General features: G+C 66.9%; 21 protein-coding genes. 5 read left to right on the top strand and 16 right to left on the bottom strand.

Annotation, left to right across the window (positions count from 1 at the left end; translation table 11 throughout):
* The first annotated feature begins 105 nt into the window (after nucleotides 1–105).
* Entirely contained in the window at nucleotides 106–4218 is a 4113-nt protein-coding gene (locus ACSUZC_RS06615) for a molybdopterin-dependent oxidoreductase (RefSeq protein ID WP_439033012.1), read from the top strand.
* A gap of 106 nt (nucleotides 4219–4324) precedes the next feature.
* Here ACSUZC_RS06615 and ACSUZC_RS06610 read toward each other — a convergent pair whose 3' ends face one another.
* The 5 genes from ACSUZC_RS06610 to ACSUZC_RS06590 form a co-directional block, all read right to left on the bottom strand.
* Complete coding sequence (locus ACSUZC_RS06610) at nucleotides 4325–4648, bottom strand: Rieske (2Fe-2S) protein (protein ID WP_439032074.1); 324 nt, start codon at nucleotides 4646–4648, stop codon at nucleotides 4325–4327.
* Complete coding sequence (gene nirB / locus ACSUZC_RS06605) at nucleotides 4645–7164, bottom strand: nitrite reductase large subunit NirB (protein ID WP_439032073.1); 2520 nt, start codon at nucleotides 7162–7164, stop codon at nucleotides 4645–4647. Before nirB ends, ACSUZC_RS06610 begins: the two co-directional genes overlap by 4 nt.
* On the bottom strand, nucleotides 7164–7511 hold the full coding sequence (locus ACSUZC_RS06600) for a molybdopterin oxidoreductase (RefSeq protein ID WP_439032072.1): 348 nt from the start codon (nucleotides 7509–7511) through the stop codon (nucleotides 7164–7166). The genes nirB and ACSUZC_RS06600 overlap by 1 nt, the downstream gene beginning before the upstream one ends.
* Before the next feature lie 140 nt (nucleotides 7512–7651).
* Nucleotides 7652–9268, bottom strand: coding sequence for an FAD-dependent oxidoreductase (locus ACSUZC_RS06595; protein ID WP_439032071.1), 1617 nt, complete (start codon nucleotides 9266–9268; stop codon nucleotides 7652–7654).
* The gene (locus ACSUZC_RS06590) at nucleotides 9268–10191 is read right to left on the bottom strand and encodes an AurF N-oxygenase family protein (RefSeq protein ID WP_439032070.1); all 924 of its coding nucleotides are present in this window, start codon (nucleotides 10189–10191) and stop codon (nucleotides 9268–9270) included. Before ACSUZC_RS06590 ends, ACSUZC_RS06595 begins: the two co-directional genes overlap by 1 nt.
* A 192-nt stretch (nucleotides 10192–10383) precedes the next feature.
* Here ACSUZC_RS06590 and ACSUZC_RS06585 point away from each other — a divergent pair, with 192 nt between their 5' ends.
* Together ACSUZC_RS06585 and ACSUZC_RS06580 are read left to right on the top strand one after the other, a co-directional pair.
* On the top strand, nucleotides 10384–11154 hold the full coding sequence (locus ACSUZC_RS06585; RefSeq protein WP_439032069.1) for an SDR family oxidoreductase: 771 nt from the start codon (nucleotides 10384–10386) through the stop codon (nucleotides 11152–11154).
* A gap of 129 nt (nucleotides 11155–11283) precedes the next feature.
* Nucleotides 11284–12243, top strand: a complete 960-nt coding sequence (locus tag ACSUZC_RS06580) for a hypothetical protein (protein ID WP_439032068.1) — start codon at nucleotides 11284–11286, stop codon at nucleotides 12241–12243.
* 42 nt (nucleotides 12244–12285) lie between these two features.
* Here ACSUZC_RS06580 and ACSUZC_RS06575 read toward each other — a convergent pair whose 3' ends face one another.
* The 4 genes from ACSUZC_RS06575 to ACSUZC_RS06560 form a co-directional block, all read right to left on the bottom strand.
* Complete coding sequence (locus ACSUZC_RS06575) at nucleotides 12286–12894, bottom strand: trimeric intracellular cation channel family protein (RefSeq protein ID WP_439032067.1); 609 nt, start codon at nucleotides 12892–12894, stop codon at nucleotides 12286–12288.
* Between the two features lie 126 nt (nucleotides 12895–13020).
* Nucleotides 13021–13194 carry a 50S ribosomal protein L32 gene (gene rpmF / locus ACSUZC_RS06570; protein ID WP_188330030.1) on the bottom strand — a complete coding sequence of 58 codons (174 nt, stop codon included), beginning with the start codon at nucleotides 13192–13194 and terminating at the stop codon, nucleotides 13021–13023.
* Between the two features lie 179 nt (nucleotides 13195–13373).
* The gene (locus ACSUZC_RS06565) at nucleotides 13374–14249 is read right to left on the bottom strand and encodes a DUF4190 domain-containing protein (protein WP_439032066.1); all 876 of its coding nucleotides are present in this window, start codon (nucleotides 14247–14249) and stop codon (nucleotides 13374–13376) included.
* Nucleotides 14250–14397: 148 nt separating this feature from the next.
* Nucleotides 14398–15117 (bottom strand): DUF4190 domain-containing protein, encoded by a 720-nt coding sequence (locus ACSUZC_RS06560; protein ID WP_439032065.1) that lies wholly within the window; start codon nucleotides 15115–15117, stop codon nucleotides 14398–14400.
* A gap of 60 nt (nucleotides 15118–15177) precedes the next feature.
* Between ACSUZC_RS06560 and ACSUZC_RS06555 the strand changes: the two genes are divergently transcribed.
* On the top strand, nucleotides 15178–16113 hold the full coding sequence (locus tag ACSUZC_RS06555) for an AEC family transporter (RefSeq protein ID WP_439032064.1): 936 nt from the start codon (nucleotides 15178–15180) through the stop codon (nucleotides 16111–16113).
* A 14-nt stretch (nucleotides 16114–16127) separates the two neighbouring features.
* Here the strand turns inward: ACSUZC_RS06555 and ACSUZC_RS06550 are convergent, their stop codons facing one another.
* On the bottom strand, nucleotides 16128–16766 hold the full coding sequence (locus ACSUZC_RS06550) for a DUF1707 SHOCT-like domain-containing protein (RefSeq protein ID WP_439032063.1): 639 nt from the start codon (nucleotides 16764–16766) through the stop codon (nucleotides 16128–16130).
* Between the two features lie 211 nt (nucleotides 16767–16977).
* On the opposite strand from ACSUZC_RS06550, the gene ACSUZC_RS06545 reads away from it, so the two are divergent.
* Nucleotides 16978–17715, top strand: coding sequence for a hypothetical protein (locus ACSUZC_RS06545; RefSeq protein WP_439032062.1), 738 nt, complete (start codon nucleotides 16978–16980; stop codon nucleotides 17713–17715).
* A gap of 34 nt (nucleotides 17716–17749) precedes the next feature.
* Here ACSUZC_RS06545 and ACSUZC_RS06540 read toward each other — a convergent pair whose 3' ends face one another.
* From ACSUZC_RS06540 to ACSUZC_RS06515, 6 genes are all read right to left on the bottom strand, one after another.
* Nucleotides 17750–19753, bottom strand: a complete 2004-nt coding sequence (locus ACSUZC_RS06540) for a VWA domain-containing protein (RefSeq protein ID WP_439032061.1) — start codon at nucleotides 19751–19753, stop codon at nucleotides 17750–17752.
* A 79-nt stretch (nucleotides 19754–19832) separates the two neighbouring features.
* The gene (locus ACSUZC_RS06535; protein ID WP_439032060.1) at nucleotides 19833–21278 is read right to left on the bottom strand and encodes a sigma 54-interacting transcriptional regulator; all 1446 of its coding nucleotides are present in this window, start codon (nucleotides 21276–21278) and stop codon (nucleotides 19833–19835) included.
* Between the two features lie 43 nt (nucleotides 21279–21321).
* Nucleotides 21322–21900: a maleylpyruvate isomerase family mycothiol-dependent enzyme gene (locus ACSUZC_RS06530; RefSeq protein ID WP_439032059.1), complete on the bottom strand. Its 579-nt coding sequence runs from the start codon at nucleotides 21898–21900 to the stop codon at nucleotides 21322–21324.
* A gap of 10 nt (nucleotides 21901–21910) precedes the next feature.
* On the bottom strand, nucleotides 21911–22405 hold the full coding sequence (locus ACSUZC_RS06525; protein WP_439032058.1) for an SRPBCC domain-containing protein: 495 nt from the start codon (nucleotides 22403–22405) through the stop codon (nucleotides 21911–21913).
* Nucleotides 22402–22797, bottom strand: coding sequence for an ArsR/SmtB family transcription factor (locus tag ACSUZC_RS06520; protein ID WP_439032057.1), 396 nt, complete (start codon nucleotides 22795–22797; stop codon nucleotides 22402–22404). The genes ACSUZC_RS06525 and ACSUZC_RS06520 overlap by 4 nt, the downstream gene beginning before the upstream one ends.
* Before the next feature lie 171 nt (nucleotides 22798–22968).
* Complete coding sequence (locus ACSUZC_RS06515; RefSeq protein ID WP_439032056.1) at nucleotides 22969–23892, bottom strand: TauD/TfdA dioxygenase family protein; 924 nt, start codon at nucleotides 23890–23892, stop codon at nucleotides 22969–22971.
* Nucleotides 23893–23917 lie beyond the last annotated feature (25 nt).

The raw sequence follows: 23917 nt of genomic DNA, 5'->3' as shown, positions 1-23917 counted from the left end.
TGATGGATGCGTAACGCCGGGCTTCGGGTCGCGAAACATGCGGCTCCGACGCTGGGAGCCGTGACCGTCCCCGCACCCACTCGATCCGTCGTGTCCCGATCGGTGATGACCCTGTGCGCCTACTGCGGCGTGGGTTGCGGCATGGAGATGAAGGTCGACGAGGGTTCCGACCGGGTCACCAAGACGGTCGGGCGCACCGACCACCCCACCAACTTCGGGCGACTGTGCACCAAGGGTTCGACAACGGCCGACATGCTCGCTGCCGGCGGACGTCTGCACGCTCCCCTGGTCCGCGACGACCGCGGCGGCCAACTGCGGCCCGCCGACCTCGACGCCGTCATCTCCGACACGGCTCGCCGCCTGCGGGCGATCGTCGACGAGCACGGACCCGACGCGGTCGCGCTGTACGTCTCGGGTCAGATGTCGCTCGAAGCGCAATACCTGTCCAACAAGCTGGCCAAGGGCTTCCTCCGCACCACACACATCGAATCCAACTCACGTCTGTGCATGGCCAGCGCCGGCACCGGTTACAAGCTGTCGCTGGGCTCCGACGGTCCGCCCGGGTCGTACCAGGACTTCGACCATGCCGACGTCTTCCTCGTCATCGGCGCCAACATGGCGGACTGCCACCCGATCCTGTTCCTGCGGATGATGGATCGCGTCAAGGCGGGCGCGAAGCTCATCGTGGTCGATCCGCGTCGTACGGCCACCGCCGAGAAGGCCGACCTGTTCCTGCAGATCAAGTCCGGCACCGACCTGGCTCTGCTCAACGGCCTGCTGCATCTGCTCATCGCCGGCGGCCACACCGACGACGAGTTCATCGCGTCGTTCACCGACGGCTTCGAGCAGATGCCGGAGTTCGCCGCCCAGTACCCACCCGACGTCGTCGAGGCCATCACCGGCATCCCAGCCGCGGATCTGCGCGCGGCCGCCGAGATGATCGGGACAGCGGCCGACTGGATGAGCTGCTGGACGATGGGGCTCAATCAATCGACGCACGGTACGTGGAACACCAACGCGCTCATCAATCTCCACCTCGCGACCGGCGCGATCTGCCGGACCGGGAGTGGGCCGTTCTCGCTGACCGGCCAGCCGAACGCCATGGGCGGCCGCGAGATGGGTTACATGGGGCCGGGTCTGCCCGGACAGCGCGCGCTGATGTCCGACGCCGACCGCGAGTTCGTCGAAGACGTGTGGGAACTCCCTGCGGGCACGCTCCGCGCCGACGTCGGTGGCGGGACCGTCGACATGTTCCGCCGGATGGCCGACGGGGACATCAAGGCGTGCTGGATCATCTGCACCAACCCGGTTGCGTCGGTGGGCAATCGGAAGACGGTGATCGAAGGACTCGAGCGCGCCGACCTCGTCATCACCCAGGACACCTTCGCCGAGACCGAGACCAACCAGTACGCCGACGTGGTACTGCCCGCGACGCTGTGGTCGGAATCGACCGGGGTGATGGTCAATTCGGAACGCAACCTCACGCTGTTCGAGCCGGCGCTAACGGCACCAGGACAGGCCATTCCGGATTGGCAGCTCATCGCCCGCATCGCTGCCGAGATGGGGTACGCCCACGCCTTCGACTACTCGAGTGCCGAGGAGGTGTTCGAGGAGATCAAACGATTCGCCAATCCGAACACCGGATACGACCTGCGCGGTATCACCTATGACCGGCTCCGCCGGACGCCGGTGCAATGGCCGTGCCCGCCCGCGGACGAGGACTCGCCCGATCCGGCGGACGTCCCCTCCCGCAACCCGATTCGATACCTCAACGACGGCCGGAGCCAGACGCTCCACCGTCTCGACGACGGTTCGGTGCCGCGCCTGGCCTTCGCCACCCCGACGCGTCGTGCCCAGTTCTTCGCCCGTCCGCACATCGATCCCGACGAGATGCCCGACGACGACTACCCGTTCCTGCTCAACACCGGACGGCTACCGCACCAGTGGCACACGATGACCAAGACCGGGCGGGTCGCGAAGCTCAACAAGTTGAACCCCGGACCGTTCGTCGAGCTGCATCCCGCGGATGCCGAACGGCTGGGCGTCTCGAAGACGGACAAGGTCGAGGTGGCCTCGCGCCGCGGGCGGGCGGTGTTGCCCGCGCGCATCTCCGACCGGGTCCGCCCGGGGAATTGCTTCGTCCCCTTCCACTGGAACGACGTCTTCGGTGAGCATCTCGCCATCAACGCCGTCACCTCCGACGCGGTGGACCCGCTGTCCCAACAGCCCGAGTTGAAGGTGTGCGCCGTGACCCTGACCCGGGTGGTCGGGTCGCCCACGCCATCACCGCCCGCCGAGGGTTCCGGTGATGTCTCGCCTCTCGCTGTGGCGCTGGGTGTTCCGGCCGTACCCCGACCCACCCTGCTGCCCGCGGAGGAGCTGTACCTGGCGGGTTTGGCCGCCGGATTCGAGACCGGCCGCACCGGGGTGCCGACCGTTCCGGCGGACGCCCCTCTTCGAAGCGACGTCCGGATGTGGGTGTCCGGTCTTTTCGCCGGCATGTACTCACGCGCCGAAGCGGGTGCCGACTCGCCGGTGCCGGGATTTGACCCGGCCCCGGCGCAGGCACCCGCCGACACGGTCACCGTGCTGTGGGCGTCGCAGATGGGAAACGCCGAGGAACTCGCGGTCGAGGCCGCCGAGCGGGTGAAGGCGAGCGGGCGCAACGTCGACGCCAGGTCGATGGACGACGTGGCGGTCGATGAACTCCGTGGCACCGCTCTGTTCGTCACGTCGACCACCGGAGACGGGGACCCACCCGACAACGGGTCGTCGTTCTGGGATGCACTCAACTCCGACGATGCGCCGGACCTGTCGGGGATCGACTACGCCGTACTCGCGCTGGGTGATTCCAACTACGACGACTTCTGCGGTCACGGCCGAAAGCTGGATGCACGGATTGGCGAGCTCGGTGGTCGCCGACTCGTCGACCGGGTCGATTGCGAACCCGACTTCGAGGAGACGGCCGGCGGTTGGCTCAACGATGTCATCCGGGCGATCAGTATGGGCAACAAGGCCCCCACCTCCGAGGTGACCGCCGACCGGGTCACGGTCGTCAGCGAACCGGCCGACTCCGCCGCCGCACCGTCGGTTCGTTCCGCACCCGCCTACTCGCGCAAGAAGCCCCTCATCACCTCACTCGTCCGCAACGACAGACTCAACGGCGCCGGCTCGGCGAAGGACGTGCGCAACTTCGGCTTCCGCCTCCCGACCGACACCCTGACCTATCAGGCCGGGGATGCACTCGGCGTGTGGCCGCACAACGATCCGGCCCTCGTCGACGAGTTCCTCACCCGCACCGGGCTCGACAGCGACGCACTGGTGACGGTCGGCGGCGATGCGATGCCGCTGCACACCGCACTGCGCGAACGCCTCGAATTCGCCCGCGTGACCCCGGATCTCGCGCGTTTCATCGGAGATCGCACGGGTTCCGGCGACCTCAAGACCCTCGCGGCGCCCGGCAACCGGCAGCAGTTCAACGACTGGTCATGGGGCAGGCAGTCGGTCGACATCCTGGCCGATCACCCCGTCACCGCCGGCGTCGAGGAGTGGATGCAGGTCCTCAAGCCGATCGTCCCACGCTCCTACTCGATCTCGTCGAGTCCCCTCGAGAGTCCCGACGAGGTGCAACTCACGGTGTCGGCGGTGCGGTACAACGTGTACGGGACCCCGCGCGGCGGCGTCTGTTCGACGTTCCTCGCCGATCGCGCCAAGGACGAGGTCGGCGTCTTCGTCACCTCCACCAGTCATTTCCGTCCGCCCGCGGACCCGGACACCCCGATGATCATGATCGGACCCGGAACCGGCATCGCCCCGTTCCGCGGATTCCTGCGGGAACGAGAGTCGTTGGGACACAGTGGAAAAAACTGGCTGTTCTTCGGCGAGCAGTACTCCGCGACCGACTTCTACTACCGCGACGAGCTCACGACGATGTTGGGTGACGGCCTGCTGACACGCCTCGATGTCGCGTTCTCCCGCGACCAGGACCGCAAGATCTACGTCCAGGACCGCATGCGCGAACACGGCGAGGAGCTCTACCAGTGGCTCCACGACGGGGCCCACGTCTACGTCTGCGGCGATGCCACGCGCATGGCCAAGGACGTCGACGCCGCACTGAAAGGGATTGTCGCGCAGTACGGTCGACGCTCCCCCGCCAGCGCCGAGGCCTACGTGAAGGCACTCGCGGCCGACAAGCGCTATGTGCGGGACGTGTACTGAGGAGCCGGACCGCCCCAACCGACAAACCCACCCCCTATGGACATATCCACCATCCGGGCAAGTGCGGATGTGTCCATCGGGGGTGGGTTTGTCGGTGGACGCGACCCTAGAGCCAGAGAACGATCTCGCCGTCTCGTTCCTCGACGCGGTACACACCGATGCCGCCGACATCAGCGGATGTGCACCCTCCATCGGCGAAACCGAACGCGTACTGGTGCAGCGGGCAGACGACCTTCGTGAGATCGAACTGGCCGTCGGCGAGCGGTCCGCCGCGGTGCGGACACACCGCATCCGTCGCGCGCAGCGTTCCGTCGGTGAGCCGGAACACGGCGATCTGCCTGCCGTGCACCGCATATGCCCGGCTCTCGCCGATGTGGAGGTCATCGACAAGTCCGATCACGATGCCCGGTTCGGCTTTCACGCTGGTCATCGCACGGGCACCTGTGGCAGCGGGAGAAGCGGCAGCGCCGAGGTGAACTGTGCGGGCGACTTCGGTGCGGCACGGTCGAGCCACGGATCGACGTAGGCCTCCACCGCCTCGTCGATCCGTTCCTGCAGACCGGCCACGAGCCCGTCCCGATCGTCGACGATGATGGCACGGAGTTCTTCGATGCCGATCCGCGGCACGAAGTCGTAGGTCCGCTCGAGCCATTTGCCACGTTCGCGGTAGAACTGGATGAAGATGCCGCACAACCGGATCACCTCCGCGGGCGAGTCCACGGTCGCCAGCACTTCTCCCTTGCGGATGTGTGCGCCGGCAGCGCCACCGACGTAGATCTCCCACTTGCCGTCACCGATCGCGACCACGCCGAAGTCCTTGCACAGGGCCTCGGCACAGTTCCGCGGGCAGCCGGTCACGGCCAGTTTGAGCTTGGCGGGCGACTCGAGTCCCTGGTACCGCGTCTCGATGTCGATGCCGAGCTGGGTCGAATCCCCGAGCCCGAACCGACAATAGTCGGTGCCGACACAAGTTTTCACGGTCCGGAAGCTCTTGCCGTAGGCGTAACCCGACGGCATGCCGAGGTCCTCCCACACCTTGGGCAGGTCTTCTTTCTTGACGCCCAACAGGTCGAGACGCTGGCCGCCGGTCGCCTTGATCATCGGGATCGAGTACTTCTCGGCGACATCGGCGATCTTGCGGAGCTGGTCGGGTGAGGTAACACCGCCCTTCATCTGGGGCACCACCGAAAAGGTCCCGTCTCGCTGGATGTTCGCGTGCACACGATCGTTGACGAACAAGGCTCCGGGTTCGCGCTTCCAGTCCGATCCCCAGATGATCCGCAGCAGCGATGCCACCGGCATCTTCGCGGTCGCGTCCTCACCCCCGGGCGCGAGTTTGGCGAACACCTCACTGACCGACCGCAGATCCTGGCGGCGGATGGCATCGATGAGTTCGGGTTTGGTCAGCGGGATGGAGGGGACGTACCACTCCGCGGAGGCGTCCGTGGTCAGCGAGTCTCCTGCGGCGAACTCCACGATGTCGGCGACGAGACCCTTACACGATCCACACCCCTTGCCTGCGCGCGTCTTCGCGCACACCTCACCGACGCTGGTGCACCCCGATGCCACACAACTCACGATGTCGCCCTTGGTGACGCCGTTGCAGTTGCACACCTGGACGTCGTCGGCGAGTTCGGCGGCACCGGTCTCGGCGCTGGGCGTGCCCAGATCGAACAGCATCGAGATGCGTTCGTCGGGCAGCGGAACCTTGTCGTCGAATGCCTGGGTCAGAAAGCTGACCTTCGAGATGTCGCCGAGCAACATCGCCCCGATGAGCTTGTTGTCGCGCACCACCACGCTCTTGTAGACGCCGTTGCGCGGTTCATAGAACTGGACGAACTCATCGTCATCCCGCTCGGGGCCCTTGACGCCCATCGCGGCGACGTCGACACCGGCGACCTTCAGTTTCGTCGTCAACCGCGAACCGTGATATTCCGCCTGCGGATTCGCACCGGTCAGGACGTCGGCGAGCACCACAGCCTGCTCCCACAAAGGTGCCACCAGACCATAGACCTCGCTGCGGTGCTGCGCGCATTCCCCGACCGAGTAGATGAAGGCCTCGTCCTCGCAGCGCATCTGGTCGTCGACGACGATCCCGCGCTCGACGACGAGGCCGGCGCTGCGAGCGATCTCGACGTTGGGCCGGATTCCGGCGGTGACCACGATCATGTCGGCGGGCAGCGAATCACCGTCGGTGAAGCCGACTCCGGTGATGGCGCCGCTCTCGCTGCGCAGCACCGAGGTTGTCCGTTTGCCGGTGTGCACGCCCACGCCGAGCGACTCGATCTTGTTGCGCAGCACGCGTCCACCACGTTCGTCGAGTTGCTGGTTCATCAGGTGTCCGGGCGAGTGGACGACATCGACGCTGACGCCCTGCGTCTGCAGTCCGTACGCGGCCTCGAGTCCGAGCAGACCACCCCCGATCACCACGGCACGCACATGATCTCGCGATGTCGCCATCTGCAGCATCCCGTTGGTGTCCTCGATGGTGCGGAAACCGAACACACCGCGCGCGAGTTTGCCGTCGGGCTCGCGCAATCCGTCCATGTTCGGGAAGAAGGTGTGCGACCCGGTGGCGATGATCAGCACGTCGAACCCGATGACGCGACCGCTCGCGCAGGTGACCGTCTTGGCGAATCTGTCGATCGATTCGGCGCGATCGCCCGAGTACAGCGTGACGTCGTTCTCCCGGTACCACGCCATCGGGTTGAGCATGAGGTCGTCGTCGTCGACGCTGCTCTCCCCGGCGAGCACGTGGCTGAGCATGATCCGGTTGTAGTTGCCGTACGGTTCGTCGCCGATCATCGTGATGTCGAACTGGTCGCCACCACCCCGGGAGATGATCTCCTCGACTGTTCGCGCACCGGCCATACCGTTGCCCACGACCACGAGCCGGCGCTTCTCGCGGGATGTGTCGCCGGGTACCGCCGCGCTGTCGCCGCTCATCAGAACACGACCAGCCCGAAGTCGACCACGACCTGCCCGCCGGCACCCTCGGGTGCTGCGAGGACCAGTTCGAGCGTGGAATCGGGATCCACATCCTCGACGACACGCAGCGGCACGTTCACCGACGACCGCGCTCCCATCGGGAACATCCGCATCGGCGAACCGTCGCGCATGAGTGTCACGCAGATCAGTTCGTCGGAGCTGTTACCGCCGCGAAAGTACAACGGCTGGGCTGTCATTCCCGACGGGACCACGAAGGTCAGCGAGGCGTCGATCGGCGCCGGCTTGGTCAGACCCGTGCCGGTGAACGCGTATACACCCTGCAGGAAATGTGGAGTGCTCGACATGCGGCCACTATCCGCGAGGCGGATGAAATGCGACTTGCCGCGGTGTTACGGCGGCGTTGTCTGGTTCTCACCGCGTGTTCGGGTTGCGGAGAGCGGCCCGATTGTCGACCGGCGATGGCACCGGCGACCTCGACCGGGCGTCAGCCCCGCCGCCACCCCGCAGCGCCCACCATCTCCGCCATCTGCGTGAACTTCACCCGGGGGCGGCCCTGTTCGAGACCACGACGACGCTCCCGGCGGTCGATGGCGCGCATGCCTCGATACCCGATGACCGTCCGGACGCGTTTGCGGACGAGCGCGGCGAAGGCGCCCGGCTCACGCTCGGTGCGGTTCAACCGCCCGGCAGCGGCGTCGTCGATGAAGTCCTCGACGGTGCTCGTCGCACATATCTTGTTGGCCCCGATACCGCCGCTGGGTCCGCGCTTCGCCCAGCCCAGTACGTATCCGCCCGGCACGATGCCGCCCGTCTCGTCGACCAACCGGCCGTCGACATTGCCGAAGACCCCGCGCTGGTCGTCGAACATCACACCGGGGATCGGCGTCGACCGGTAGCCGATCGACCGGACGACCAGATCGGTCGCGATGTGGTGGCGTCCCTCGCCGGTACGGACCGTGATCGACTCGACCTGCGGGTCTCCCGTGATCTCTTCCGGCGAACTGTGGAAGAGGAAGACGATCCGACGCCGTGCCGGGTCGGCCGGCTCCGCGAAGGAAGGCACCTCGCCGTCGAGGCCATCGATGACCTCGACCTCGACACCCGGGATCTCCGACAGCGCACGGTATTCGGCCGCGGTGTAGGCGGCCGACGCTTGATCCCGGCGACCGAGCAACACGACCTCGTGCACGTTCTGCTCACGCAGGATGTCCAGTGCGCGGTCGGCGATGTCGGTCGTCGCGAGCAGCTCCGGCGGCGACACGAGGATCCGTGCGACATCGAGCGCGACGTTGCCCGTTCCGACGACGACCGCGCGACCCGTGGCCGGGTCATCGGTCGTCCCCCGACGGAGGGGCGGTCCCGCATCGACGCCGGGCACACCGTTGTACCAGGCCACGAGGTCGGTGGCGGATGTCGAGCCGGGTAGGTCCTCACCCGGGATGCCCAGGCGCCGTGACTCACTCGCGCCGACTGCGTAGAACACGGCGTCGAAGTGTTCGGCCAGCTCGGCGGGTGTGACCTCGCCGGGACCGTCCCCGACGGTCACGTTGGTCATCATCGTCACGCGCGGATCGCGGTACAGCAGGTCGAAGCCGCGCAGAACACCCTTGGTTCCGGGATGGTCCGGCGCGACGCCCGCCCGGACGAGCCCGCCCGGCGTCGGCAGCTTGTCGATGACGGTGATCTGAGCCTCGGTGCGGTCGAGCAGTGTCCGCAGTGCGTAACCGCCCGACGGACCCGTGCCGACCAGCGCGACCCGTAGTCCCGCAGGCAGTTTCGGGACATCCGGGTAGTTGACCGTGGACCCGGATTCCTCGTCGACCGGGGCCCACCCCGACTTCACGTCCGGGTTGCTCTTGTAGAAGTCGGCGTTGATGTCGATGAACACCTTGTCGCGGGTGCCGAGCTTGTCCGCGGGATAGATCGCGTCGACGGGACATGCGTCGGCACAGGCCCCGCAGTCGATGCACGCCTCGGGGTCGATGTGCAGGATGTCCGAGCTGCCGAAGCCGCGTTCCTCGGGTGTCGGGTGGATGCAGTTCACCGGGCACACCGAGACGCATGCCGCGTCGCTGCAACATGATTGGGTGATGACGAACATCAGAGCATGTGCGCTTTCCGGTAGTAACGCATGGCGGGCTTGGTGAGCAGGCCGACCTCGTCGAGGAATTCCATGAGGTGTGCGCAGCTGCTGCGGATCATCGAGTGGAAGTGCGAGTTGCCGCGCATCTCGCGGACGGCGCGATCGACGTCGAGCCCGGCGTCGGCAAAGGCCTTGGGCTGCACCAGACTCGTGACGATGAAGTAGGCCCCGATGGCCACCGAGAGTGCACTGAACTGGCGGCGGGCCCAGCTGACGCCCTGTAGGGAGTCGCGGACCTCTTCCCGCGCGAACTTCATGTGCCGCGATTCCTCGAGGACGTGGATCTCGTTGACGGTGCGGATGAAGTCCAGAACCCGGTCGTCACGCATGCATCCGCGCTGGAACACGTCCAGAACCTCTTCGGCGACAAGGATTCCCGCGTATGCAACCTCGTTTTTCGCGGTCTGCATGAAGATCTTGCCCAGTCGGGAGACCTTCTTCGACGGATGGTAGGACGCACCGACCATCTTCTCGGAGGCCTTCGCGAACATGAGCGAATGCCGGCACTCGTCGGCGACCTCGGTCAGGGCGAACTGGAATTCCGAACCGTGGTAGTCGCCGAGGTACTGATCGCGGATCACCATCTCCTGCAGGATCATCTCGAACCAGATCCCGATGTTCATGATGGACGCGAACTCGTGGCGGGTCACCGAGATGCGCTGCTCCTCGGTGAGCTCGTCCCAGTACTCTGTGCCGTACAGCGAGGACCATTCCGGGCTGCACCCGTACTTGGTGGGGTCCATCGGCTTGGACCAGTCGATCTCGGTCATCGCGTTACGCGAGAGCCGGGCAGCCGACGCCAGCAAGCGTGCCGACACCTCTTCGGTGCCCTGGTCGCGCAGACTGATGACATTCTCTGATCGTTCCATCGCGGCGGTCATGGAGAACTCGCTTCCGGTCGTCGTCGATCGTGACAATGATCGATGTAATGACAATGCGTGTTGTCAAGATAGCACCGCCTGGTGACGTAGTAAACGAATCAGCGAATATACTCACCGGTAAGTTCGTCATCGGACACGATCGTCGCAGGTCAGCGCCGCCATTGAAGTACCCGTTCATCGACAGGAGTTCGCATGCCTTCCATCTTCATCACCGGTGGGGCCGCCGGTATCGGTCTCGCCACCGCGGAGCGGTTCGGACGTGAGGGATGGACGGTCGGTGTGTACGACGTCGACCCGGACGCCCTGGCGAAGGTGAAGGCAGACCACCCCGACTTCATCACCGGCACCATCGACGTCCGCGAACCACAGCAGTGGGCAGACGCCCTCGCCGAGTTCACCTCGCACACCGGCGGCACCCTCGACGTCCTCGACAACAACGCCGGCATCCTGCACGAGGGTGAGATCCAGGACATCACCCCCGATCAGATCAAGCGTCAGATCGACATCGACGCACTCGGTGTCGCACTCGGCGCGCAGGCCGCCTACCCCTATCTGAAGAAGACGCCGGGCGCGCACCTGGTGAACATCGGATCGGCGTCGGCCATCTACGGCCAGCCCGGCATCGCCGTGTACTCGGCCACCAAATTCTTCGTCGCGGGGCTCACCGAAGCCCTCGAGCTGGAATGGGAGCACGACGACATCCGCGTCGTCAGCATCTGGCCGCTGTGGGCCAAGACCGCCCTGGCCACCGGCGGCGCCAAGTCCACCAAGACACTCGGTATCCGCATCACCCCGGAGCAGGTCGCCGAGAAGATCTGGGAGTCGGTGCACCCCACACGCCAGGACAAGCTGCTGCACCGCACCAGCTACTCCGTCGGTGCGCAGACCCTCTTTCTGCAGAACGCTGCCAAGTTCATCCCTAACTTCCTGAACCGGACCGTCAACAAGTACATCGCTCAGTAGTCGCTCGCGGCCCGGGACACACCCACCACGGGTGGACACATCCACCACCGTTGAGGTGCCGGATCTGTCCATCGGTGGTGGGTTTGTTCTCCGGTGGCACCGGCGACGTCGAAGATGCGTCCAAGACCCATGGACCTCTCCGCCGATCAGTACGGCCTTGTTCGACGCTCCGCCGCAGTCCGGACCGACAGCACGGACAAACAGCTGCAGCGACGGGTCGACGCCGAGCAACTCACCCGGTTGTGGCCCGGGGCGATGGCCGATCGTGAGCTCGTCGCCGAGCTCGACCGGGTCGCACATCACCGTCTCACCGTGCTGGCGGCGGCCGGCGCCGGCGGACCCGGCCGGATCTTCAGTCACGTGTCGGCCGCCGCGATGCACCGACTGCCGATGCTCAACGCCGACGTCACCCGGGTCCACGTCACGTCACCGAAGGTCGGCAAACGGACTGCCCGCATGATCAGGCACCAGGCCGTCGTCGCTCCGGAGGACATCGTGGTGATCGACGGGGTGTGCGTCACCTCGATCGAGCGCACCGCGTGCGACCTCGCCCGGCTCGGCAACAGTCGCCAGGCGTTGGTCGTCCTCGATTCCGCACTCGCAGACGGGGCCGACCCTGCCCGGATGTCGGAGATCCTGGAGTCGAGCAAGCGATTCAAGGGTGTGGAAACGCTACGTCGAATGCTGCCGATGGCGAGCGCACTGTCTGAGAGCGTGGGTGAATCACTCAGCCGTGCAGTGATGCTCGAGATCCCAGGGTTTCCCGTCCCCCGTCAGCAGGTGATCATCGGCGACGACTCGTTCACCGCACGCGTCGACTTCCTCCTCGCCGACGGGGTCGTCGGCGAGTTCGACGGGATGGTCAAGTACAGCGGGGCCCTCGGCGGCGACAAGCCCGCCTGGCAGACGGTCGTGGAAGAGAAGGCGCGCGAGGACAAGCTGCGGTCGTTGGGGTACACCGTCGTCCGATGGACCTGGCGCGACCTTCATGACAAGACCGCGTTCGCCGCCCTGCTCACCGGCGCTCTTCGTCTCGCGGGCGTGCCACCCTTCACAAACCCACCCTTCATCGACAAAGCCACCGGATGATCGGTGGCGGACCTGTCCATCGGTGGTGGGTTTGCGAGCGGGTCAGCGACGAGCGGTCGGCAAGCGCAGGGCGAAACGCAAGCTCGCCAGCCGCAGTCCGGTGGCGAGAACCGAGCCGACGACCAGCCACACCCACCCCGGGGCGGAGGCGTAGGTGGCACCCACCGCAACCACCGCGGCACCGAGAACCGCGGGTACGGCGTACAGGTCGGAGGGCTGGAGCAGCAGGGGGATCTCGTTGGAGATCACGTCGCGCAGAACACCACCGCCGACCGCGGTGAGAAGCCCGACGGTGGTCGCGGCGAAGGGACTGGCGCCGACGTCGATCGCGATACCGGCGCCGGTCGCGGCGAACAGACCCATCCCGAACGCGTCCAGAACCAGGATCGAGCGGTGAAGCGCCGTGAAGGCCGGGTGGAAGAAGAACACCAGGACCGAGGCGGCGGTCGCCGTGACGACCGGACCCCAGCCGTCTATCGAGGCGGGCGGGTTGATGCCGAGGAGTACGTCGCGGATCACTCCGCCGCCGACACCGGTGAGCACTCCCACGGTGATGATGCCCCAGACGTCGAAGTCCTTGCGGACCCCCAGCGTGGCACCCGACGCCGCGAAGACCGCGATACCTGCGAAGTTCAGCACCTCGAGGAGCACGAGAACACCTCATTCAGGACACAGGGCAACCGGCCGGGGCTCACGCACACGAATGACCGCCCCCGGACGTTCCCGGGGGCGGTCATCGGTGAGACGGTGCGGTGCCGGAACGGCTACCGAACGAGACTAGCGACGATCCAGATCGATGAGGCCGGCGCGAGCCGCCTTGACGAGCCGACGCGGAATCCGCACGGGAACGCCGTTCACCTTCTCCTCTTGCAGTGCGGGGTTGTCCGCCTTCCACTGCGATCGACGGCTACGGGTGTTCGCCCGCGACATCCGGCGCTTCGGTACAGCCATGGTTGAGCCCTTCTCCTACTGTGGTCTGCGTGGCCGCTGGTGACGCAAGTCGTCACTGGATCGGCCTCATCAGTGCGCCCCTCTGCCCGCGCGGGCGCGGCACACAACCCGACCAGACTACCTGGCGAAGACGCCCAGCTCCAAAATGGCCATCACTCCGACGCCGACCTGCCTCGATGTCAGAAGTAGTCCCACGGGGTGCGGGCTTCGGTGAGGACGACGACCAGCCAATACGCAACCCACACGACGACCACGAACGCGCCGATGATGACCGCGGTGAGGGCGACGCCGTCACCGGTCTGGGTGCCGTGCGACGCCGCGATCTGTTTGCGGGCGACCACGCCGAGCACCAGACCGACGAGGCCGCCGAGGCCACTGCACACCAGACCCAACAGCGAGGCGACCAGCGCGACGATCGCGAGGGTGTTGGTGGACGACCCTCCGGCTCCGTCCTGCGGCGGTGCGTCCTGAGGCGGGACGTGTTGCGCGGGTGACGGGGCCGGTGAGGGCTGGCTGTAGGGCTGTTGCGCGGGTTGCCCCCGCATCGGCGCGCCGGGCTGCCCGTGACCGGGTGGCGGGCCATAACCCGGGGGCCGCCCGGGGCCGGGCTGGTGACGACCCGGCGGCGCGGGCCGGGGAGTCGGACCGGCGTGGGGGCGTCCGGCTTGGGGCGATGGCCCGGCGGGCGGGCGGGTGGAGATCACGCGTGTGGAGCCGTAGGCGGACGGCGGCGGACCTGCCCCCGCCGGAGGGCCACCCGCCGGGGGCTGCACCGGACCGTCGGATCCGCCCGGCGGCGCGCCGCCGGTGCGGATCACGCGGGTCACGTCATCGGCGGGGCTGTGCGAGTCGGGGACCTCGGTCCCCTCCGGTACGGCCCCCGGCGCCGATGACACCGGCACCGAACACGTCTCGGATTCGCTCACCGAAGCCTTCTGGGTGGGCTCCCATGCCGCGGAATCCGGCCCGGCCGAAGGCGGCTCATGAGGATCGGCCGAGGGCCGGGGCGCGGCGGACGGATCTCGCGGATCCCCGCCGTCGGGCGTGTTCGTCATCAGGTGCCTTTCACCGGGCGCCCGCTGGGCCGGCGCGACGATCGTGCGTGCACAGCACACGGCTGCACATCACGCACAGAGTAATGAGTAAGCACCCCGAACTCGGCCGGAGTCGACGATCGCGGTCCCGAAAGGACCCGAGATTCGTTCAGTAGTAGTAGACCGAATCCGTCGAATTGCCCGCGGCGATGATGATGATGAACAGGACGACCCACACAAGCGCGCCGACGATACTCAGCGCTCCGGTGATGATCCCGGCCAGGCCCATCCCCGATCCGGTCTGCGTGCCGCCCGACTGCTCGACCTCGCGCCGGGACATGACGCCCAGTACGACGGCGGCGATGCCCACCGGGAACGAGATGAGGAAGCACGCGGCGAGCATCACCAGTCCGACGATGCCCGAGACCAGCGCCCCGATCGCCTTTCCGTTGGTGCTCTTCTGCTGCGGGGCGCCATACCCATAACCACCGCCGTAAGGTGCAGCGCCATAGGGGTGCGATCCGTACCCGGCCGTTCCGTACGCCGGCGCCTGGCCCGCCTGATACGGATCGTTGTACTGACCGTACGTCGATCCGGGCGGCTGTCCGTAAGGGTCCGACGACGGCGACCCGTAGGGGTTCTGACCGTACTGGTTCTGGCCGTACTGATTCTGGCCGTACGGGTTCTGCTCATACGGGTTCGACGACGGATTCGGATTCGGCTGGTACGTCTGGCCGAACTCGGTGGGTGCGTATTCGGGAGACTGATGAGCCTGACCCTGGTCACCTTTGCTCAGGTTGGGACCGGAGCCCTCCGACGGTCCAGAGCTCGGCACCGTCCCCCAGTCGTCCTGACCGTGGCCCGAACCCTGTCCCGGTGGATAACTCACGCACAACCCCCATCTCGATCCGATAAATCCGTTCCTCACCCTAACGACTAAACTCGAGCGGTGTCTGGCGTCATCTCCGGCTTCACGGTGATTTTCATTGTAGTCGGGGTGGGTTATGTCCTCGGCCGGACGCGTGTCATCGGCGAGCACGCCCATGAAGTCTTGTCCCGCCTGGTGTTCTTCGTCTTCACCCCCGCGCTGCTGTTCCACTCGATGGTCACCTCCGATCTGGCGGTGATCTTCTCGTCGACGCTGCTGATCGCGGGTGGGAGCGCCTTCCTCATGGGCGCGGTCTACATCGCGGTCGCGAAACTCTGGCTGCATCGGCAGATTCCGGAACTGGTGATCGGGGGACTCTCGGCGTCCTATGTCAACAGCGTCAACCTCGGCCTGCCGATCGCGATCTTCGTACTCGACGACGCGTCGTTCATCGCGCCCCTCCTGCTCTTCCAGATCCTCATCTACTCCCCCATCGCACTGCTCGCACTGGATCTCACCGCGCTGGACCGCGACGACGGGCGGTCCCTGGTCCGGGATTCACTGGTCGCTCCGATCACCAACCCGATCGTCGTCGGTGGGCTCGCGGGTCTCGCGGTGTCGCTGACCGGTTGGACCCCGCCGGCCGCGGTCATGTCGCCGCTGAAGATGCTCGGCGACGCCTCGGTCCCGGCCGCCCTGCTCGCCTTCGGTCTCTCGCTGACCGGTGTGGCGGTGTTCAAGAAGGGCGAGAGTCCGCGCCGCGACATCATGTTGGCCACCGTGCTGAAGATGGTCGTCATGCCGTTGACCGTGTACGCCATCGCCCGTTGGGGTTTCGGCCAGGAAGGGGAGGCGCTCTTCGCCCAGGTGGTCATCGCGGCGCTGCCCACCGCACAGAATGTCCTCGTCTACGCGACGCGATATCGCCGGGGGCAGATCCTGGCTCGCGACACCGCACTCCTGACGACGGTGACCTCCATCCCGACGATCATGGTGATCGCACTACTCCTCGCCTGAGCCGAAACACCCGATCACTCGTCGGGCTGTTCGCGGGTCACCAGTTTCACGTCGACGCCGCCCATCAGCGCGAGGCCCGTCACCCGAACCACCGGGGCGCCCGGTCGCGGCGACTTCTGCGACCTGCCGCCGAACCCGCCCATGATGCCCAGTCCGCCGATCTCGACCGAGACACCGTCGGGCACCTTGATCTCGACGCCGCCCATGATCGCGACGCACTGCACCGTCAGTACCGGGGCCGTGAACTCGACCTCCCGCAGGTCGATCTCCACGCCTCCCATGATCGCGGTGGCCGTGAGCTGATCGGCGACGACGGCGGTACCCGTCAGTTCGCTGCCCGACATGATCGCGAGCCGATGCCGCACCGCTCCGTCGGAGCTGCGCCCGGTGACCCGCGGACCCGGCGAGAGGCTGGCCGCCGGCATCGCGACGCCCAGCTGGCCTACGGGAAGATCATCGGTCAGGGCGTCGAGATCGCCGAAAGTCTTGGCCAGAACCGCCTTTCCCGCACGCTCCTCGTATTCGACCGGGGAGAGACTGCCATGCGCCATCGCCGCGGACAGGATCTCGTGGACCAATTCCCGGTCCGCGTCCGCGGCACGTAGACGGGAACGACGGTCGTCGGGCATCGGAAGCTCGCCGGGTTGCGTCACGCTTGTCGACCCTAGTGGCCGTGGTCCATCGCGACCACCCTGATCTTTCCCCCGACGACCACCCCGAGGACGTCCGTGCGGACGGGCCCGGGCGCGCCCCGCTCTCGACTCGACAACGGTCTCGACAACGAGCCGCCGTACAGCGGCGCGCGCGGCATAATCCATTCGTGTGCGGCCGGGACCGACCGGTCGGCGGACATCGGAGACGATCATGAGCCAGCCCTACGATCCAGGACAATCCGGCGGCTCATCGGGTCCGTCGGACGGCCGGTTCCCCTACGGCGAGCAGCCCTACGGGCAGCCACTACAGTCCGGCGCGCCTCTCCCCGGCACGGGGTATCCCCAGCCGGGGTCACCCCAGCCCGGGTACGGACAGCCCGCATACGGACAACCCGGCTCCTTCGGCGGCTATCCGCCCGCCCCGCCCCCGCGTAAGGACCGATCGGGTATGCGGAGGTGGGGCAAGATCCTCACCCTGGTCGGCGTCGTCATCCTGGTCCTGTCGGTGGCCGTGGGCGTCGTGCTCGCGGTGGCCGGCATCGGCGACGTCGTCGATCAGGCGGACAAGGCGTTCGAGGTCAACCCGACCGCCGAGCAGTACTACGACGCCGGTGACACCTTCCAGCTGTTCAGTTCGGCGGCCAATGGTGTGCCGTCGTGCGAGATCACCGGCCCGGCCGCGCTCGAGTCGGGCACGAACACCTCGACGGAGTTCACCTTCGACGGTTCCGGGGTCGAGTCCTTCGATTCGTTCGAGGTGGTCGAGTCGGGCACCTATTCGTTCCGGTGCGATTCACCCGCGGTGGTGGCGTCGATCGACGCGTCCGGGATCTTCAGCGGCGTCGGCGGTGTGCTGCTCGCGGTCTTCGGCGGCGGCCTGGGAGGGCTGCTCGCGCTAGTCGGGATCGTGCTGTGGATCATCGCGGGCCGCAAACCACGGACCGTCTGAGAAGCAGACCGTCGGGGATTCGGGGCCTGGACCGTCAGCCGCGCCGACGGCCCTTGCGCGCACGCAGGTAGTCCCCGACGACGGCCGCACCGAGACCGTCGACGTCGGGAGCGACCACCCGGCCACCGATCCGGCGCGCGATCTGGTCCATGAAATGGGCCAGCCCCGGGTCCTCACCGAGCCGGAAGAACGTGACCTGGGCACCGATCCGGGCGACATGGTCGAGTTCGCGGACGGTCAGCGCGATCGTCTGCGGGTGCGGCGGATAGAAGAAGAACGGCTCTCCACTGGGATCGAGGTGTGCGGTCGGTTCGCCGTCGGTGACCACCAGGACCACCGGCTGCGCGTTCGGGAACCGCCGCAGGTGACGCTGGGCCAGGAGCAGTGCGTGGTGCAGGTTGGTTCCCTGCTCCATCCGGGGTTGCAGTCCGGTCAGCTCGGCGATGTCGATCGAGCGCGCGTACCTCCCGAACGCGATCAGATGCAGTTCGTCACTGCGAAAGCGCGTGGAGATCAGGTGGTTCAGCGCGATCGCGGTGCGCTTCATGGGCGTCCACCGCCCCTCCATCTCCATGGAGAACGAGGTGTCGACGAGCAGCACCACCGCAGCCTGCGTACGGCTCTCGGTCTCGGACACCTCGACGTCGCGAACATCGATGCGCACTCCCGAGCGTGCCATCTCCGACGTCGCCAGCGTGGGCTCGGTGGTCTCGGAGACCGTGCGCAGCACGGCATTCGAGACCGTCCGCGTGACGTCCCACGGGTCGGTGTCCCCGAACTCCCACTCTCGAGAGGCGCCGGTCGGCTCGCCGAGCAGACCTGTCCGACGGGTCTGGCGGTCCCCGCGACGTCCCGACAGCTGTTCGGCGATGTCGCGGAAGATCGACTGGCCGAGTTGGCGCATCGCCTTGGGACTCAGACGGAGTCGGCCGTCCTCGGTCCGGTCGAAGAAGCCCTCCTCCGACAGCGCCTTCTCCAGCTCGGCGAGCATCCGCGCGTCGACCGCGGCCTCGTCACCCAACTGGCGGGCGAGCGCGTCGAGGTCGATGTCGTCCATCTGCGCGCCGGCATACTGCTGTGACAACTGTTCGGACAATGCCTCGAGCTCGGAGATGTCGCGCAGTGCCGCCGCCCCCTCCCCCAGGCCCATCGGCTGATCTCCGGAGAAGGATTGCGCGTTGTCCCAGTCGAGGCCGGGGCGGGCCGCTCGCAGCTGCGAATCCATCTGCGCCAGTTGACTCATGAGGTCCGGGGAGCCGAATGCCTGCTGGGCCAGCTGGTCGAGTTCGGCCCGCTGCTCGGGTGTCAGGGAGTTGTAGAACTGCTGTGCAGCGGCGGCACGCTGGGCGAGGGAGTCGATGAGTTCGTCGGTGTTGCGCGGGTTCTCGGGGAAGAACTCCCCGTGCTTGTCCATGAACTCGTCGAACTTCTCACCGGTGTCCTCGCCCCGGTTGTGCGACTCGAGCAGGTCGTTGAGGTCCTTGAGCATCTCCGACACGCGCTGCCGGTCCTGCTCGTCGGCGCCCTCGAGCGCCTCCTTCATCCCGGCGAAGCGTTGATCCAACAACTCCCGCCCGAGGAGATCTTTGATCTTGTCGTAGTCCTGCCGGGCCTGCGGGCTGCGCCAGTTGTACTCCGACAGTTCCTCGACGGCCTGCGCCGTCGACGGCGGAAGGCTGCCGATCTGCATCTCGGCGAACCGGGCGTCGTCGTCGAGGTCACGCGCGAGCTGCTTGCGTTCCTCGAGCACCGCACGATCGAGCAGCTCGCGGATCTCGGCGAAGGTACCGTCCAGATTCCGCTTCTCCAGCAACTCCTGTCGCCGTCGGTTGATCTGCTCGCGCAGCTTGTCGAGCCCACGCATGTTGGGTGTCCCGCGACGGAGCAACTCGCGCAGCGCACGCTGCGGCGAGGTACCGGCCATCACGTCGTCGCCGATCGCCTCCAGTGCTTCACGCAGGTCGACGGGCGGCGCCAGCGGATCCGGCCCGCCGGTGTAGCGCTGGTAGCGCGAACGATGGAAACTCTTGCGCGCCATGTGTTCTCCCTATTCTTTCGGTGCGGCGCCCTTCGTGGCTCGTCGCTTTCGCTCCTCGCACCTCAGGGGACAGAAAATGTCAGCCGTAGATCGTCTGTCCGGTCTCGTCGGCTTCCTTGCCGATACGACGGGCCAGGAACAATCCTTCGAGAGCCAGCTCGACGGCGCTGGCACGCTCCCCGTCGCTGTCGGCCTCCAGACGGTCGGCGATCTGGTCGAGGACCGCTGCGGTGGTGTCGGGCGACGGGATGGACCCCAGCAGGTCGGCGGCCCGGACGCGATCACCGGTCACGACCGGTTCGCCTTCCTCGAGTGCGGAGACCAGCGGCGCCATGTCGATACCGCCCAGATGCGCCCGCACGGCGTCGGCGATGGACTTGCGCATCAGGTGTTCGAGGATCTCCAGCTCACGACCCTCTTCACCGGACTCGAACTCGATCTTGCCGCGCAGCACCTCGATCACCGACTCGAGATCGACGACCCGTGCGACCGCCTGGTCCTCACCGGTGACGGTCGCACGGTGAAGTGCTGCCGCGGCAACGGTTTCGGCACCGGCGATGGAGAATCGCGCCGAGACTCCCGAGCGCTGGTCGATCGAGGGATGGTCGCGGGCGTAGCGGGTGAACCGCGCCAGGATCTCGGTGATGAACGTCGGGACGCTCGCGGTGAGGTCGGCTTCCTGCTCGATGACCGACACCTCGTCGTCGAGTTCGAGCGGGTAGTGCGTGCGGATCTCGGCGCCGAAGCGGTCCTTGAGCGGGGTGATGATGCGACCGCGGTTGGTATAGTCCTCCGGGTTGGCGCTCGCCATCACGAGGACGTCGAGCGGCAGGCGCAGGGTGTAACCGCGGACCTGGATGTCGCGCTCCTCCATCACGTTGAGCATGGACACCTGGATGCGCTCGGCCAGGTCGGGCAGCTCGTTGATGGCGACGATGCCGCGGTGCGCGCGCGGGATGAGCCCGAAGTGGATGGTCTCCGGGTCGCCGAGGCTGCGTCCCTCGGCCACTTTCATCGGGTCGATGTCGCCGACGAGATCGGCGACGGAGGTGTCCGGCGTTGCCAGCTTCTCGCTGTAACGCTGGGAACGATGACGCCATTCGATCGGCAGGTCGTCGAGGAGGTTGGCGGCCTTCCGGATCGACCCCGGGGTGATCGGCTCGTACGGGTGCTCCCCCAGTTCCGAACCCGCGATGACCGGCGTCCACTCGTCGAGGAGACCGACGAGCGTGCGCAGGATGCGCGTCTTGCCCTGGCCGCGCTCACCGAGCATCACGACGTCGTGGCCTGCGATCAGCGCACGCTCGAGTTGCGGGATGACCGTCGCCTCGAAGCCCACGATGCCGGGCCAGGGGTCGCGGCCCTCACGGAGCGCCGACAGCAGGTTGTTGCGGATCTCGTCGCGGATGCTGCGTTGGACGTGGCCGCTGGCACGGAGTTCGCCGAGAGTTCGGGGCGACGGGTGGCGGGTTTCGGTCGATTGAGAACCATGGGTGGTGAAGTTGTCCTCTGGCACCTCATCCACGCTACTCCGAGTTGCGATCTGAGTCTGCGCCGTCGCGGGCCGCCTACCCGGTCGGCGCGGGTGTCCAGGCCGGGTCGCGCCCGATGAAGCCCACCAGCCGGCTCACCACGTCGGCGTCGTCGGGCACCTCGACCTTCGGCCCGTACTGGCCCGAACTGCGCAACATCTCGTCGATGGACGCCATGCCGCCGAGGAGGCGAGCAGCGAACGCAGGGTCGAGATCGGGCGTTGCGCCCTGGGACCGCGCGAGATCCCAGGTGTGCATGAACACGTCGGCGGTGTAGAACTGGTCGACCGCGTCGGCGAGGCGGTGTTCGCCGGCCATCGGATGGGTGAAGGTGTCCTCGGCCGACGGCCCGTCCAGCAGTGCCTGGACTCCCGCGGCGTGCGCCGACCACGCGCCGCCCGGGTCGTCGGCGACAGCCGGTCCGGCCGGGAGCTCGACGCCACCGGCGGCGAGGAAGCCGGTGAACCAGTCGACGAGGTGGGCGACGACATCGCGCGCCACCCATCCGTCGACCGGCGTCGGGGCGTCCCAATCGGAGACACCGGCGATCACGTCGGCGAAACCGGCGGCGATTTCGCGATGACGCGCACCGGCGTCGAGTTCTGCGATGGTCATGTGCGGTGGCTCAGACCGTGCCGTCGGACAGCATGCGGTCGAGGGCGGCGTAACCCTCGTTGACGCCGACCTCCATTCCGGAGGCGAGCCACCCGTCGCGCGCTTCGAAACTGTCGCAGAGGGATTGGGCGTGGAGTCGCGTCGTGCCGTCTCCCAGGTCCTCGAACCACAGGGTCTCCAGCGACACCGCGTCGGGCATGCCGAGGAACGTGAACGTCTGCACGATCTTGTCCTCACCGACGGTGTGGAAGCAGCCGCGGAAGCCGAACTCCTGTCCCTCATGGGTGGAGACGTAACTCCAGCTGCCGCCGTCGCGGACATCCCACTCGACGATCCGGCTGCTGATGGCATCGGGTCCGACCCACCGGACGAACAGCTCCGGGTCGGTGTGGGCCTTCATGAGCTGCGCCGGTGTGCCCCGGAAGTCGCGGGTGATGCGGATGACGGGCACCTCCTTGTCGGCTTCGATGGCGGCCTCGGGGTAACGGGTCTGCGTTGCGGTCATGACACCTTTCCTTCCTTGTGGAGTGTTTGTTCGACCTCGGGACCCGGCGTAGTCGGGTGGTGGGCCTCGGGGCCGTCGTTCATCTCGGCGAGCAGTGCGTCGAGGCGCTGGTAGCGCTCCTCCGCCCGCTTCCGATACCGCTCGATCCACTTGGTCATGAGGTCGAACACCTCTGCTTCCAGATGGACCGGACGGGTCTGGGCCTCCCGGGTTCGGGTCACCAGGCCGGCGTCCTCGAGCACCTTCAGATGCTTGGAGACGGCCTGGATGCTGACGTCGTACGGCTCGGCGAGTTGGCTGACCGTCGCATCCGAGACCGCGAGCCGCGCGACCATGTCGCGCCGCGTCGGGTCCGCGAGTGCGGCGAACACCTTGGTCAACTCGTCTGCCATTCGAACTCCTCAACCGATTGGTTGAATACGATGGTGCGCTTCATCGGGGTCGTTGTCAACCCCTTGGTTGAACAAGGGTTGTGGCAGATCAGATCCGGCTACGACTGACCCACAGACGACAACTCCCACCGCCGGCTGATGAGCCGGGGTGGGAGTTCGGTGGAGCTGGGGTCAGGCGGGCCCGATGGGCGCCTCACCACGCAGGGTGATCCGATGCATCACCCTGCGGGCATCGCCGTAGTCGCGGTTCGCGTAGTGCAGCGTGTTCCGGTTGTCCCACAGCACGAGATCACCCAGACGCCAGCGGTGCCGGACGATGTGCTCGGGCTTGGTGAGGTGCGCGTAGAGCAGATCCAGGATCCCGCGGCTCTCCGCCTCGGAGACACCGTCGATGTGCGAGGTGAAGCCGGGATTGACGAACAACGACTTGCGGCCGGTCTCAGGGTGGATGCGTACCACCGGGTGAGTGACGGGAACGAGCTCGGTCACTTCCTCACCGTCCCAGGTGTTACCGCGGCCGTTGCGTCGCTGCTTGAGGTAGTACCCGAATTCGCGGTTGCCGTCGTGCACTGCGCTGAGTCCGTCGATCATCCGGCGGACCGGCTCCGACAGCGACCGGTATGCGAGTTCGGCGTCCGCCCAGTTGGTGTCACCGCCGTTGCGCGGCAACACCACCGGGCGGAGGATCGAGCCCATCGGCGGGCGCGGCATGAAGGTGACGTCCGTGTGCCAGACATCGGCGAATCCGTTGTCGGCGCTGTCGAGCGAGTAGACCTCACCGGGAACGTCGCCGCTGTTCCAGACCGGGTGCCCGAAGGTCAGATCGCCCAACCGATTTCCGAATCGGATGTGCGCTTCGTCGTCGAGGTGCTGATCGCGCAGGACGATGACCTTGTAGTCGATCAGTGCCTGGCGGAGCGCGGCGACCTGCGCGTCGGATGCGGACGCCACGTCGACGCCGCGGATCTCGGCACCGAAGTTCGGCCCGAACTCGTCGATGTCGAATTCGACTCCGCTGGAGATCGTTCCGGCGTCCGGACGGACGGAGGCGTCAGATCGGGGTGCGGTGCCGGCGGGATGTGCGGTGGTGGTCATGAGGATGGTTCTCCAGGTCGAGGAA

Origin of the sequence: Gordonia terrae (genome assembly GCF_051789125.1) — a bacterium.
In the GTDB taxonomy this organism is placed as follows: domain Bacteria; phylum Actinomycetota; class Actinomycetes; order Mycobacteriales; family Mycobacteriaceae; genus Gordonia; species Gordonia terrae_A.
Note: the sequence above shows the minus strand (reverse complement) of the source record. Positions and strands in the feature narration are given on the sequence as shown.